General features: G+C 74.0%; 13 protein-coding genes. 9 read left to right on the plus strand and 4 right to left on the minus strand.

What is annotated here, in order from left to right; translation table 11 throughout:
• Positions 1–151 precede the first annotated feature (151 nt).
• The 5 genes from ACZ58X_RS25810 to ACZ58X_RS25830 all read left to right on the plus strand — a co-directional run bounded on the left by ACZ58X_RS25810 (position 152) and on the right by ACZ58X_RS25830 (position 4,387).
• A complete protein-coding gene (locus ACZ58X_RS25810) occupies positions 152–568 on the plus strand; it encodes a hypothetical protein (protein ID WP_470335965.1) in 417 nt (138 codons plus the stop codon).
• A gap of 196 nt (positions 569–764) precedes the next feature.
• Positions 765–1,571, plus strand: a complete 807-nt coding sequence (locus ACZ58X_RS25815; protein ID WP_470335966.1) for a ferritin-like domain-containing protein — start codon at positions 765–767, stop codon at positions 1,569–1,571.
• On the plus strand, positions 1,568–2,374 hold the full coding sequence (locus ACZ58X_RS25820; protein WP_470335967.1) for a ferritin-like domain-containing protein: 807 nt from the start codon (positions 1,568–1,570) through the stop codon (positions 2,372–2,374). The genes ACZ58X_RS25815 and ACZ58X_RS25820 overlap by 4 nt, the downstream gene beginning before the upstream one ends.
• Positions 2,375–2,624: 250 nt before the next feature.
• The gene (locus ACZ58X_RS25825; protein ID WP_470335968.1) at positions 2,625–3,842 is read left to right on the plus strand and encodes a hypothetical protein; all 1,218 of its coding nucleotides are present in this window, start codon (positions 2,625–2,627) and stop codon (positions 3,840–3,842) included.
• A gap of 107 nt (positions 3,843–3,949) precedes the next feature.
• Complete coding sequence (locus tag ACZ58X_RS25830) at positions 3,950–4,387, plus strand: DUF7144 family membrane protein (RefSeq protein WP_470335969.1); 438 nt, start codon at positions 3,950–3,952, stop codon at positions 4,385–4,387.
• 30 nt (positions 4,388–4,417) lie between these two features.
• On the opposite strand, the gene ACZ58X_RS25835 is transcribed toward ACZ58X_RS25830, so the two are convergent.
• The gene (locus tag ACZ58X_RS25835; protein ID WP_470335970.1) at positions 4,418–5,314 is read right to left on the minus strand and encodes a YhjD/YihY/BrkB family envelope integrity protein; all 897 of its coding nucleotides are present in this window, start codon (positions 5,312–5,314) and stop codon (positions 4,418–4,420) included.
• A 125-nt stretch (positions 5,315–5,439) separates the two neighbouring features.
• Positions 5,440–6,744 (minus strand): helix-turn-helix domain-containing protein, encoded by a 1,305-nt coding sequence (locus ACZ58X_RS25840; RefSeq protein ID WP_470335971.1) that lies wholly within the window; start codon positions 6,742–6,744, stop codon positions 5,440–5,442.
• Between the two features lie 330 nt (positions 6,745–7,074).
• Between ACZ58X_RS25840 and ACZ58X_RS25845 the strand changes: the two genes are divergently transcribed.
• Positions 7,075–7,569, plus strand: a complete 495-nt coding sequence (locus ACZ58X_RS25845; protein WP_470335972.1) for a suppressor of fused domain protein — start codon at positions 7,075–7,077, stop codon at positions 7,567–7,569.
• A gap of 55 nt (positions 7,570–7,624) precedes the next feature.
• Complete coding sequence (locus ACZ58X_RS25850; RefSeq protein ID WP_470335973.1) at positions 7,625–8,383, plus strand: hypothetical protein; 759 nt, start codon at positions 7,625–7,627, stop codon at positions 8,381–8,383.
• Between the two features lie 34 nt (positions 8,384–8,417).
• On the opposite strand, the gene ACZ58X_RS25855 is transcribed toward ACZ58X_RS25850, so the two are convergent.
• Together ACZ58X_RS25855 and ACZ58X_RS25860 are read right to left on the minus strand one after the other, a co-directional pair.
• Positions 8,418–9,623, minus strand: a complete 1,206-nt coding sequence (locus ACZ58X_RS25855; RefSeq protein ID WP_470335974.1) for an erythromycin esterase family protein — start codon at positions 9,621–9,623, stop codon at positions 8,418–8,420.
• Positions 9,624–9,716: 93 nt separating this feature from the next.
• Positions 9,717–10,952 (minus strand): alpha/beta hydrolase family protein, encoded by a 1,236-nt coding sequence (locus tag ACZ58X_RS25860; RefSeq protein ID WP_470335975.1) that lies wholly within the window; start codon positions 10,950–10,952, stop codon positions 9,717–9,719.
• 112 nt (positions 10,953–11,064) lie between these two features.
• On the opposite strand from ACZ58X_RS25860, the gene ACZ58X_RS25865 reads away from it, so the two are divergent.
• Both ACZ58X_RS25865 and ACZ58X_RS25870 read left to right on the plus strand, forming a co-directional pair.
• Entirely contained in the window at positions 11,065–11,706 is a 642-nt protein-coding gene (locus ACZ58X_RS25865) for a TetR-like C-terminal domain-containing protein (RefSeq protein ID WP_470335976.1), read from the plus strand.
• Between the two features lie 159 nt (positions 11,707–11,865).
• Positions 11,866–12,459 carry a fasciclin domain-containing protein gene (locus tag ACZ58X_RS25870; protein WP_470335977.1) on the plus strand — a complete coding sequence of 198 codons (594 nt, stop codon included), beginning with the start codon at positions 11,866–11,868 and terminating at the stop codon, positions 12,457–12,459.
• Positions 12,460–12,539: the final 80 nt, after the last annotated feature.

Raw genomic sequence — 12,539 nt, forward strand, 5'->3', positions numbered from 1 at the left:
GCCCGCGAGATCTACCAAGTCCTGACCGCACCCAGCACCTCACCGATCACCGCCGAGAAGCTCACAACCGCTGCTTGACATCCATAAGAGCATCCGCTCGACCACTGGCAGCCCCTGCTCCACACCGAACCCGGAGAGAAGGAAACCCACCATGTCCGACACCACCGCCGTCCTGACCGCCGACGACAGGCTCACCCTCCAGACCGCCGCCCACGGCGTCGTCGTCCTGATGGCCGCCTCCGACCCCGGCGCGATCTCCTCCGCCAAGGCCGGCACGGCCGCCGGCAAGGCCCTCAGCTCCGCCACCGGCCTCACCGGCCGCGTCCTCGCCGAGAAGCCCAAGGGCCTCAAGCTCGACGGCAGTTCCACCGCCGACATCGCCGACCGGGTCTTCGACGCCATCCGCCGCTCCCTGGCACTGCTGAACGCCAAGGCCCCCGAGGAGACCGGCAACTTCCGCGCCACCCTGACCGTCGCGATGCGGGCCGCCCAGCTCGCCCGCCCCGGCGCCAACCCGGCCCAGGCCGCGATGGCCGACAAGATCGCCGGCATCCTCGACGGCGCCTGACCGCACATCCGCCGGGGCGGTTCCGCCCGCCCCGGCAGAGCGGCGGCCGCGGTCACCCCTCGTCCCCGCAGCTCACCCCCAGGGGTGAATTCGGAGGCCGTTCGGGGTATCGGGCCAAGCCGGGTGGGCGAGCGTGCCGAACGTCAGGGCAGAGCGGTCCGGCATTCGGCCGGCCGCCGGGCCGAGACGGGACATGATGGCCAGCGAGCACATCGACACCCGGCTGCTGGAAGAACTCACCGAGCAGTCACAGGACTTGAACAGCGACGCACTGCGGATCACCCGCGGCGCGCTGACCGACTTCGCGGAGGCCGCCGAGCCCCCGCGCCGCTGGTGGCAGCGCGGGGCGACCCTCGGCGCCCTGGCCGGCGGGGCCGGTCTGCTGAGCGCCGTGCGCGCCGCGGCGGCCTCGCCGTCGGCCTCCGCCTCCGCGTCCGCCGACGACATCAGGGCGCTGCAGACCGCCGCCTCGATCGAGAACCTGGCGGTCAGCGTCTACCAGACCGCCGCCGCACTGCCGTTCATCAAGGACGGCAACAAGACGGTGGCCGCGTTCATCGCCAAGACCACCGAGCAGCACCAGGCCCACGCCAAGGCCTTCAACGCCGCCGCGACCACCGCCGGCGGGCAGGCGCAGAACGACCCCGACCCGAAGTACAAGGCGGTCGTCGACCAGACGCTGCCCACCATCAAGACCCCGGCCGACGTGGTGAAGCTCGCCATCACGCTGGAGGACGTCGCCGCCCAGACGTACACCAAGAACGTCGGCCAGGTCAGCAACGCCGACCTGCGCAAGCTGTTCGCCTCGGTCGCCCCGGTCGAGGCCCAGCACCGCGCCGTCCTGCTCGCCGTGCAGGCGCTGCTGGCGGGCAACGCCGCCGACCTGATCACCATCCCGGTCGACCCGGCGAAGCTGCCCGCGGCCGCGGGCAGCGTGGGCTTCCCCGACGCCTTCTACAAGACCGACAACGCCTCCCCGATCACCGAAGGGGCCGTGAAGTGAGCACCGACCGCAGCTGGGAGCCCGCCATCGGCGAGGCCGAACTCGCCCGCCTGACCAGGGACATGGACGAGGCCCACCACGCCACCCTGCCGGTCATGCAGGCCGCCGCCCGCGACCTGGTCGGGGAGATCCGCGCCGCCGGGCAGATCGACGCCGGCCGGCGCCGGTTCCTCCTCGGAGCGGGCGGGGCCGCCGCCGCCCTCGTCCTGGCCGCGTGCTCCAGCAGCAAGGACGTCAAGGACCCGGCACCGTCCAGCCCGGCCGGCACGATGCCCACCTCGGCGTCGGCGTCCGGGAAGTACACCGGGGACCTCCAGGTCGTCGCGCTGGCCACCGCCCTGGAGAACCAGGCCGTCGGCGCCTACCAGGCCACCCTGGACGCCGCCAAGGCCGGCAAGCTCGGCACCGTGCCCCCGGCGGTGGCGACCTTCGTCACCACCGCGATGGCCCAGCACGCCGACCACGCCAAGGCCTGGAACGCCGTCCTCACCGGTGCCGGCCTGCCCGCGATCACCGACGTGCCGCTGTCCAACCAGCCGGACACCCTGGCCGCGCTCGGCAAGGCCACCTCCGTCGGCGATGTCGCCAAGCTCGCCCTCGAGCTGGAGGACCAGGCCGCCCAGACCTACCTCTTCGCGACCTACAACGTCACCAGCCCGGCCGGCATCGCCACCGCGGCCAGCATCGCGCCGGTCGAGGCCATGCACGCCGCGATCCTGAACTACGTGCTCGGCCAGTACCCCGTCCCGGACGACTTCCTGCCCACCGACAAGGCCGCCAGCCCCACCCTGCTCACCGTCTGACCCCGTCCGTCCCCAGACCGGGCGCGCGCCCGGCCCACCGGCACCCGACACCCCGCCGACCGGGCCGGCGCGCGCCCTCCCCTCGCCCGGACGGCTCACCCCGGAATGCCGGCCCCCGAGCCCTGCGGGCCAATGGTGGTCAGCGGTGCCACCGCCGCCCGGAGTGCTGGGAGCCCCGATGAACGAGCCGCCGGAGCCCCCGGCCGGGCCGGGCCGAGCCTCCCGGGCGGGACGGCTCGTGCGGAGCACGGTGTCAGCGGTCCTGATCGCGCTGGCCTGTGTGCTGGTGCCGGTGTCGCTGGTCACCGTCTGGGTGCACGACATCGCCCTGGACACCGGCCGGTACGTGGCGACGGTCGCCCCGCTCGCCACCGATCCGGCGATCCAGGACGCGGCGGTCGCCCGGATCACCCAGGCGGTGGACGTGCGGGTGGACGGTCCGGCGGTCACCTCCGACCTGGCTGCCTGGTTGCAGACCCGGGGGCTGCCGCCGAGGGTCGCCTCGGCGGTCAGGGCGCTCGGCCCGAAGCTCGACGACGCGGTGAACCAGGTGGTCACCAAGGCGGCCACCGAGGTCGTGCACAGCGACACCTTCGGTACGGTGTGGACCCAGGCCAACCGGGTCGCCCACACCGCCGTGGTCCAGGCCCTCACCGGGCACGGGCGGGGCGCCGTCGAGGTCTCCGACGGCACGGTCACTCTCGATCTCGGCTCGGTCGTCGACCGGCTGAAAGAGACGCTGGTGGCCGAGGGGCTGAGCCCGGCCGAGCGGATCCCGGACGTGGACCAGCGCATGGTGCTGTTCCAGTCCGACCAGCTGGCCGAGGTCCGCGGCGCCGCACACTCCCTCGACGTGGTCGGCAACTGGCTGCCCGTGCTCACCGCGGCGCTCGCCGCCGCCGGTGTCCTGCTGACCCGGCGCCGACGCCGGTCCCTGGTGTCCACCGGCCTCGGCGCGGCCGGGGCCTGCCTGCTGGTGGCCCTCGCCCTGGTGGCCGCCCGTCACTACTACCTCGACCACCTGCCGCCCGCCGTGCAGTCCCCGGCCGCCGCCGCGGCCGTCTTCGACACCCTGCTGCACTTCCTGCGGATCAGCCTGCGCACCGCGATCGTGCTGGGCGTGGCGCTGGCGCTCGGCGCCTACCTGGGCGGTTCGGGACGGCTGCCGCGCGCCGCCCGCGGCCGGGCGGACCGCACTGCGGACGCCGTCGCCCACTGGGGCGACGCCCACGGCGTGCGCGCGGGCCGGGCCGGTACTTGGACCGCCGCCCACCGCCGGTGGGTCGCCCGCGCGGCCGCCCTGGTGCTGGCGCTGGTGTTCGCCCTGTGGGACGACCCGACCGCGCTGACCGTGCTGCTGCTGGTCGCGGTCCTGCTCGCGGTGCTCGTCGTCCTGGCCTTGCTCGCCGCGTTCGGCCGGGTCGGCACCGGCGACCCGGGCGCGCCGGACGGTTCGGTCCTACGGTGAGAGCAGGGCCGCTGCCCGGCCCGTCCGTCCTTCCCGCCCTTCCGCCTCGTGTCCCGTCCCCGTCCGCGTGCCGGAACGAGGCGGCCGTCGTCGAAGGAGTCCACGCCATGACCAGCCGAGTCACCGAACCGGGCCCTACCGGTCGGCCCGCCGAACACCGCCCCTTCGCGACCGGGTGGACCGTCTTCGCCGCGGTCATGCTCATCGCCGGCGGCACGATGGCGGTCTTCCAGGGGATCGCCGCCGTCACCAAGGACAGCCTGATCGTCGTCACCCGTCACTACGTCTACTCGATGAACACCGAGGGCTGGGGCTGGATCCACATCGTCCTCGGACTCGTCGTCGCCGCCGCGGGCGTGGCCCTGTTCAGCGGCGCCCCCTGGGCCCGTGGCGTCGGCATCGTCGTCGCGGTCATGGGGATGGTCGCCAACTTCCTGTGGCTGCCCTACTACCCGTTCTGGGCACTCGTCCTGATCGCGATCGACGCATTCGTCATCTGGGCGCTGTGCACCGGACCGGCCGGCCGGAGTGCTGACGACGCCTGAGTGCCGACGACGCCCGAGCGCCGAGGACGCTCACTCCTCGTCCGCCGGGGCCGCCGGGGCCGGGCCCGGAGTCGCCAGCAGCCGGGCCAGCCGGCCCTGGCCGGCCAGCACGTAGCCGATGCCGATGCCGAGCGTGATCGCGGTGAACACCACGATCAGCCAGCTCAGCAGGGTGAAGACGAGACCGAGCGGGCCGAACTGCGCCACGCTGCGGTTCAGCGAGCGGGGGACGTACAGCCGCGACCCCCAGGCCAGCGCCGTCAGCGCCGTACTGGTCAGCACGGCCCCCGGCAGGAGCGGCAGCCAGGGCACCCGGCCGCCGAGCAGCAGGTGCTGGGTCCACCACCAGAGCAGGACCGCGCTGACCAGGTAGAGGAACACCCCGAGGACGTCGCCCAGGCCGAACCCGGTGCGCACCTGGCCCTGGACGATCAGGGCGGTGAGCCACACCAGCAGCCAGGCGAGCCAGCGCCAGGCCGCCAGGCGTCCGGCCAGGTGGGGGAGGTGCCAGCTCCGTTCGCACAGCCGTTGCAGCACCCGGCTGCAACTCGTGGCCGCGAGCAGGGTCACCAGGATGCCGAGGCCGCCGTAGGTCTCGGCGGCGGTCCCGCTGTCGGCCCGGAGCACCTGGGCGAACTCGTCGTAGGCGGCGCCGTGCAGTCCCAGGACGGTGCGCAGGGAGTCGGCGACGCTGCTGCGCACTTCGTCGGGCATGAAGGCGGCCAGCACGAAGATCACCGGGATGGCCGTGAGGAACGCCTGGGCCGCGAGGCGGGTGGCGGTGTCCAGCACGTGGATGTGCAGCAGCTGAGCCGCGAGCCGGCGGGGGAACGGGGCGTCACGCAGGGGGGCCGTCCGCCCCCGCAGCCAGGCGGACCCGGTGCGGAACCAGCGACCGCGGCCCGGCCGACCGCGGTGTTCCGCCACCTCGCCCTCCCGCCCCGTCGTCGACGTCTCGGATTCCGTCCAAGACTGGGCGACGGTGCGGTCACCGGCATCTCGGGTACGCCGCCGTTCGGCGCAACGGCCGGGGGAGGGCGACCACGTGGTGCTCAGCCGCCCTCGCGCTTGATCCACTCGCCGCCGCCCAACGGGTAGTCGAAGCCCGGGCGGTTGACGTCGGCGCTGGTGCGGAAGGGCGTGCCGCCGTTGTCGATGTGGACGGTGCCGTGGCGCTCGCCGCTGGACCAGTCCAGGGCGAGGTCCCAGCGGACGTCGTGCGCCTTGGTGTGGGCGGTGACGTAGAAGACCTCCGGGTCGGACTTGCTGACCTTGTACGGGAAGTCGCGCTGTCCGCCCTTGACGGTGAGGACGGGACTGCCCCGGTCGAGGTCGATGTCGAAGGACTTGCTGTCCACCCCGCCGCCGCAGCCGACACCCATCGAGTAGTCGTTCCAGGCCAGCGGCGCGCCCCTGGCGGTGACCCGCACGTGCAGCCCCAGCAGGACGACCGTGTCCGTTCCGGTGCCCTGGACGGTGAGGGCGACCTCCTGCTCGCCGGAGGACACCGCGCCGTAGGCGGCGGCCCAGCGCGGCGCGTCGCGCTCGGGGGCCGGCGGGCCGACCTGGGCGGGCCCGCTGTTCACCAGGAAGTGCTGGCTGCACGGGTCGGCGTAGACGTACGGGCGGGTGCCGACGGTGAGCGGCGCGGGGCCGCTGTCGGTCGGGGCGCCGGCCGGAGTGGGGGCAGCGGTCGGGCTCGGGGGCGTCGTCCCGGCGACGGCGGCAGCGGGGGTACCGGGTACCGGCTCCGGCGTGCCGGTCGTGGCCGTGCTCTCCGTGGTCGTGGCGGTCGTCGCTGTCGTTGTGGTTGGCGCCGTCGGTGTCGCCGTCGCGCCGACGGCCTGCCGGCCGCCCTTCGCCTCGTCCTCGCCGCCGCCCACCGTGGGTCGTGCGACGACCAGTACGGCGGCGACCAGGGCCACGGCCGTGGCGGACACGATCAGCGCGTTGCGCCGCCGCCGCGGTGGCGCGGGCCGCACCGGCGCGACGTCGACCACCGGCGTCACCTCGGCCACCGGCTCCGCCGCCACCGCAGGGGCCTCCGCAGCCACCTCCGCCGCAGCGGTCTGCGGCGCCCGCTGCTCGGACCGGCGTCCCCGGGCCGCGTCGGCCAGGATCCAGCTCCGGTGCAGCTCCACGAGTTCCTCGGGGCTCGCCCGGCACAACCGCGCGAAGCGCTCCGCCGACGCGAACTCGTGCGGCAGCGCCGTCCCGTTGCAGTAGCGGTGCAGCGTGGAGGTGCTGGTGTGCAGCCGCTTGGCCAGCGTCCCGTAGCTCAGCCCCGAGCGCGTCTTGAGCTCGCTCAGCAGCCGCGCGAACTCCTCCGTCCCCGCAGCCCCAGTTCCGTCCGACACCCGACGTCCCCCGTTCCCCGCGTCCCGCCCCCGCCGACCCGGTCCCCTGGCGCGTCACCGCTGTTCAGGGCCCGTGCCGGCGTCCCACCTTACCCATCGTGCTGATGGACGTGGCAGTCGGCACGACCGGTTGCGCGAGCGCCGGTGAATCCGACTCCCGCGCGGATCGGATCCGGTGAGGATCGAGTGATCTGCCGGTGCCGACCCCCGTCGATCGGCGCCGGCGGGCTCGGGCATCATGAGCGGATGCCGAACACCGCAGCACGCACCGCTCTCCTCGACCACCTCCGTCGGACACTCCCCGGTCGCGTCATCGACGAGGTCCCGGGTGTGGACGGGCCGATCGAGGACCGCGTGCCCGGGTTCCGGGTGTTCCGGGTCCATCCCGCGTATCCGGGCGACTGGTGGCTGTACGTGACGTCGGGGTGCTGGGAGGCGACCCAGCACGAGGGCCACGGCACGGAGTTCTTCCTCGCGGCGCCGCGCGACGAATGGATCAACCTGGAGAGCATCACCGTCAACGCGTACTACCACTGCGGACCGGTGCGCCAGCGACTCGACGTCGGACACACCGTCCCGATCGGCCGCCCGTGGCTCGACGGATCCGCCTGCGACCACTACCTGGTGAGCCTGCCGTACCCCTTCGGGCCGGACTTCGAGGTGTGCAGCTGGGAAGGCGGAGCCCATGCCCGCATCCTGTGGCTGTTGCCGATCACCGAGGCGGAGAAGGACTTCCGGCGGGAGAGCGGGCTCGAAGCACTCGAGGTCCGTTTCGACGAGCAGGCTATCGACCCGGTCGATCCCGCACGGGCCTCCGTAGCCTGACCGGAGCCCGGACAATTCGCATGACAACCGCGGCCGGTTCCTCGATCCTTGGCCGATGCCCAAGGAACCGGACGTCCTCGACCTGAGGCTCCTGCACCCACTGCCCGAGGACCGCCGCCTGGAGGTCCGGCCGATCGTCAACGGTCGGGACCTCCTGGCGGAGGTGTCCCCCCAGGTCGTCGGCGGCCCCCGGTACGCGGGGGTCGGTCCCCGCCATCTGCTGGGCCCGGACGGGCCGTTGCACGCCACGGCGGCGCCCCACGAGGTCCGGCTCGCCTGGAGCGGGTGCGGCTACGAACGGTGCTGCGGCGCGCTGTACGTGACGGTCCGGCGCGACGGGGAGCAGGTCGTCTGGGCAGGCTGGCGCGACCCGGCCTTCCCGGACTTCGGCCTGCCGGACCTGCGCTTCGACGCGGGGTCGTACGAGACCGAGGTGCGGCGGGCCGAGGCGGACCGCGGTTGGGAGACGGTGACCGGAGCGGTCGCGCGGCTGCTCGAAGGGCGGCTCAGGAGCCGGGCTGACTGGCTGCTCAGGTGGGACTGCGAGGTGGACGCCGTCTGGACCCACCGGGAGAATCCCGACCGGATCCACCTCCTCCTTCTGCACCCCCGTGACCGCTACGAAACGGGCCTGCCCTGGGTCCAGTTCGGCATCACCCTCGCGGTCTCCGCCGACGATCCGTCGGCCCAGGCCGAGCAGTTGGAGGCCCGGCTGACCGCGGCCGATCCCCGCGCCACGGCCCAGGTCTGGGGCGGTTCGAACGTCGAGGAACTGGGCTACCCGTGGCCGCCGGTCGATCCGGATTTCGGCTGAACGACCGGTGCGGCAGGGCACGCCGGCGGGCCGTTCACGGCAGCCAGTGCACCGGGGAAGTCCGGCGGAGGTGCACGAGCACGTCGAAGGCGTCGGCCAGCGAGTCCACGGCCAGGTGCTCGACGGCGTCGCGTTCCGGGGTGTAGATGCCGCTGATCACCCGGGCCTTGGCCGGGCCGTCCCACTCGCGGCGGACGTCCTCCCGGCGCAGGTCCAGCCAGCGGGCGGGCAGGCCGGGCTCGCCGAGCTTCGCGTCGACCAGGTCTGCGGCCGGGGCGGGGGCGACGACGGCGCCGAGGTCGCCGTGGTGGAAGCCGATCGCCACCGAGACGTACCGCGCGCCGTAGCGCTCCCGGAGCAGGCTGCCGGCGGTGGCCTGCGGGCCGCGCTCGGGTGCGACGCCGAGCACCGTTGCGGTGGCCGCGGTGTGCGCGATGCCGTCCCAGTAGACGGTGCGCAGGCCGGTGCGCTGCTGGAATCCGGCGATGGTCCCCGCCCACAGTTCGGCCTCGCCCGCGTAATTGCCGCGCCCGGCGACGCTGTGCTCGTGGAAGTCCACGATCAGCCGCATCCTGGCGACGGCGTCACCGGTGTCGGTGTCGGTGTCGGTGCCGGCGCCGGGCAGGGACTCGACCAACGCCCTTGCGTCGCGGGCGTGTTCGGCGAACGGCCGGCCGGGGTGGATGCCCCGCGCCCGTTGCACGTGCTCGTCGGTCCGGTGGGCCGTCCGGATCGGCTCCAGGTGGGCCGCCAGTTCCGTGAGCCGCTCCGGGGCCGCCGTGCGCACGTGCGCCAGGACGGCGTCGTAGTCGGCGTCCCCGGCCTGGTCCGGCTTCACGCCGAGGATCCGGACCGGGTCGTCCGGGTGGTCATGGTTGAAGGCCCGGATCCACTCCAGGGCGCTGGCCGTCTCCTCGGTGCGCCCCGGCCGCCAGGCCCCGGCCAGGGCGTCCGCCGCGGTGCCCGCGCCGCCGCGCACGTATGCGTCGAGGGTCTCGCCGACCCCCGCGCCGTCCTGGACTGCCAGGGCGCGGAAGCCGTGGTCCCGGACGAGTCGGCGGAAGAGCTGGTCCCGCACCCCGAAGGTCTCCCGGGAGAAGCGGGTGGACTCGCCGAGGCCGACCACCGTGGCCCCGGCGGCCAGCCGCCCGGCGATCGCGTCGAGGTCGGTGGCGGGCAGAGGCAGGGGCAGGGGCAGGGCGTCGGGGTGCTGGCGGGGAGCTGCGGTGGTGTTCGGCATGTCGATCAGTCTCGACCCTCAAGCTGACGTGAGGTCAAGGGCCGGCCGGGGCGGCGGGTCCTCACCGCTCCCCGGCGGCCTCGTGGCGGTGGGTCAGCCGGTCTGTCCGGCCCCGGAGGCCGCTCGACCGAGCGGGGCGAGGGTGGTGTCGAGCCAGTCGAAGGTGACCTGCTGGAAGCGCGCCATGGCGCCCATGTGGCAGTGCTCGCCCGCGCCTTCGGACTCGGGGAGGGTGATCAGGGTGTGCGGGCAGGTGAGGGCGGCCGCGACCCGCTGGGCCTCGCCGCGGAAGAACTGGTCGTCCTCGGCGTCGAGGACGAGCGTGGGGCAGTCGATGAGCGGGGCGACGCCTTCGAGGGTGTAGGCGGCGGTCCGGCGGATGTAGTCCGAGGCGGAGGCGGCGCCGAAGGCCCACACGCCGTTGCGCAGGGCCCAGCGCAGCTGGGTGCTCGCCTGCATGATCAGGCTCAGCACCGGGTCGGCGAGGTCGTCGCGCCCGGTCTGGACCCAGTCCCGGAGGAACGGCGGCATGACCCGGGTGTGGGCGTCGTGGTAGTCGTACAGGCCGTCGTCCAGGACGAGGGCGGCCAGCCGGTGTTCGTGGGCGGCGGCGCGGGCGGTGAGGTACCCGCCGAGGCTGTAGCCGAACAGGGCGATCCGGTCGGGGGCGATCTCCGGGCGGGTGAGGGCGTAGTCGACCACCGGGGTGACCACGGCCTCCCAGTCGGGCCGGAAGGTGAGTCCCTGCTCGCGCAGCACGGCGCCCTGGCCGGGGCCGTCGTAGGCCAGCACGTTGTAGCCGCGGCGCAGCGCGGCCGCGCCGATGACGAAGTAGCCCTCCTCCAGGGTGGAGTCGAAGCCGCTGGTGAAGACGACGGTCGGGCGGGGGAGGCCGGAGTCGTCGACCAGGAAGAGGTACCCGGGGAGGGTGGTGTCCTGGTAGGGGATGCGCACGGCCTCGACGGGGTGGTCCAGCAGTCCGGCGGCGGTGGCGAAGGTCTCGCGGGAGAGCGCGGAGAGGGCCTTGACCTCGGGGTCGTGGGCGGGGTCGTCGCGGCGGTAGAACTCGGCGGTGCGGTAGTAGTTCGAGGCGCGCAGCAGGGCTTCGCGGGCGCTGACCCGGTGGCCGGCGGCGAGGGCGCCGGTGCCGATGGCGTGGACGCGCTGCGCGGTCCGCTTCCACTCGCGCAGCCAGGCCTCCTCGTCGCCCTCGCCGACCTTGCGGAGGGTGGTCAGGACCTCGCCCAGGTCGGCGCCGCCGTCGTTGGCGAAGCCGGCCGCGCGCAGGGCCTCGAAGGAGAAGGACTCGTCCTCGTACAGGAAACGCATGGTGCACCCCAGACCGATTGTCGAGACGGAACCGTTCCGTCTCGCCTTCGACGCCGACGATAGACCTCGCCCAGTCGAGACGCAACCGTTCCGGCTCGTGTAGGTTCGGAGCATGCCCAGCACCCCCGCGCCCCAGCCGCCGACCCCCGCCCCCGGCGGCGCCTCCACCCCCGCCCGTCGGCTCCCCGGCGGACCGGTCCTCCAGGACTCGGTGACCGAGGCCATCGCCGAGGCGTTCTTCGAGGAGCTCGCCGCCGTCGGCTACGCCCGGCTCTCCCTGGAGGCGGTGGCCAAGCGCGCCGGCGCGGGCAAGGCGGCCATCTACCGCCGCTGGGCCTCCAAGCTGGAGATGACCGTCGACCTGGTCTCCGCCGTCGCCGTCGCCGATTCCGGACCGGCCGACACCGGAACCCTGCGCGGCGACGTCCTGGCCTTCGTCACCGAGGTCGCGGACGCGCTCAAGCAGCGGCTCCCCGCGCGGATCATCCCCGACCTGCTCGCCGAGGCCGGCCGCACCCCCGAACTGGCCGAGGCCCTGCTCACCAACGTCCGCGACGCGCGCCGCGGCAGGGCCACCCAGCTCCTGGAACGGGCGGTCGACCGCGGCGAACTCCCCGCCGACGTGGACCGCGGGATCGCCCTCGACCTCCTGGTCGGCCCGCTCTACTGGCGCCTCGCCGTCGTCCACACCCCGACCGCCCCCGACCACCTCGACCGCCTCACCGACAAACTGCTCGCGGCCTTCCGCGCCTGACGCGGCGCGCTGTGGGCCGCCCGCACGGCGGCGGACGGGTGACGGGCGGGGCGGTACGGGCCTGACCTCCCGTCGGGCGGTCCGGCGTGGTGCCACTATCTGGGGCGTATCGGCGCATCCGGCGCGATTCGACCGGTTCCCCCTAGGAGGAGCTCCGCAATGAGCCGTCGTACCCACCGCCCCGCCATGCTCGTGGCCCTGGCGTTCGTCCTCGCCCCGCTCACCGGCTGCAGCGGCGCCGGCGTCGACGGCGCGGGCCCGGTGGCCGTCGCGCCCCCGCCGCCGGAGAAGGCCTTCGGCCAGGCGTGCGCGGCGCTGCCCGGCCAGGGTGCCGGCAGCCTCGACGCGCTGGGCGGCACGCCCGTACTGACCGCGATCGACCAGACCAAGGACCTCTCCCAGCTGTCCGCGCTGGTGAAGACCGCCAAGGCCAAGGACATCTTCGACTCGATGGAGAACGTCACCGTCTTCGCCCCGAACGACGCCGCGTTCGCCAAGCTGACGGAGGACCAGAAGAAGGCCCTCGGCACCCAGCAGGGCGCCGGTGACCTGGTCCGCAAGCTCATCGTCGTCCGCGACCTGCGCAAGGACGACCTCCAGGACAAGCAGTACAACTCGCTGCAGGGCGCCGTCATCAAGGCCAGCGGCAGCGGCGAGGACTACCGCATCGGCGGCGCCCAGGTGCTCTGCGGCAGCATCAAGACGGCCAACGCCCGGCTGGCGGTCCTGGACACGGTGCCGGCCTTCGGCTGACGCCCCCTCCCGTGGCGGGCCGGTCCCCTGGACCGGCCCGCCTTTCGTTTCGCCCGCGGGGCCTCCGCCTTCCCGGCCGT

The organism is Kitasatospora sp. NPDC040550 (assembly GCF_055594965.1).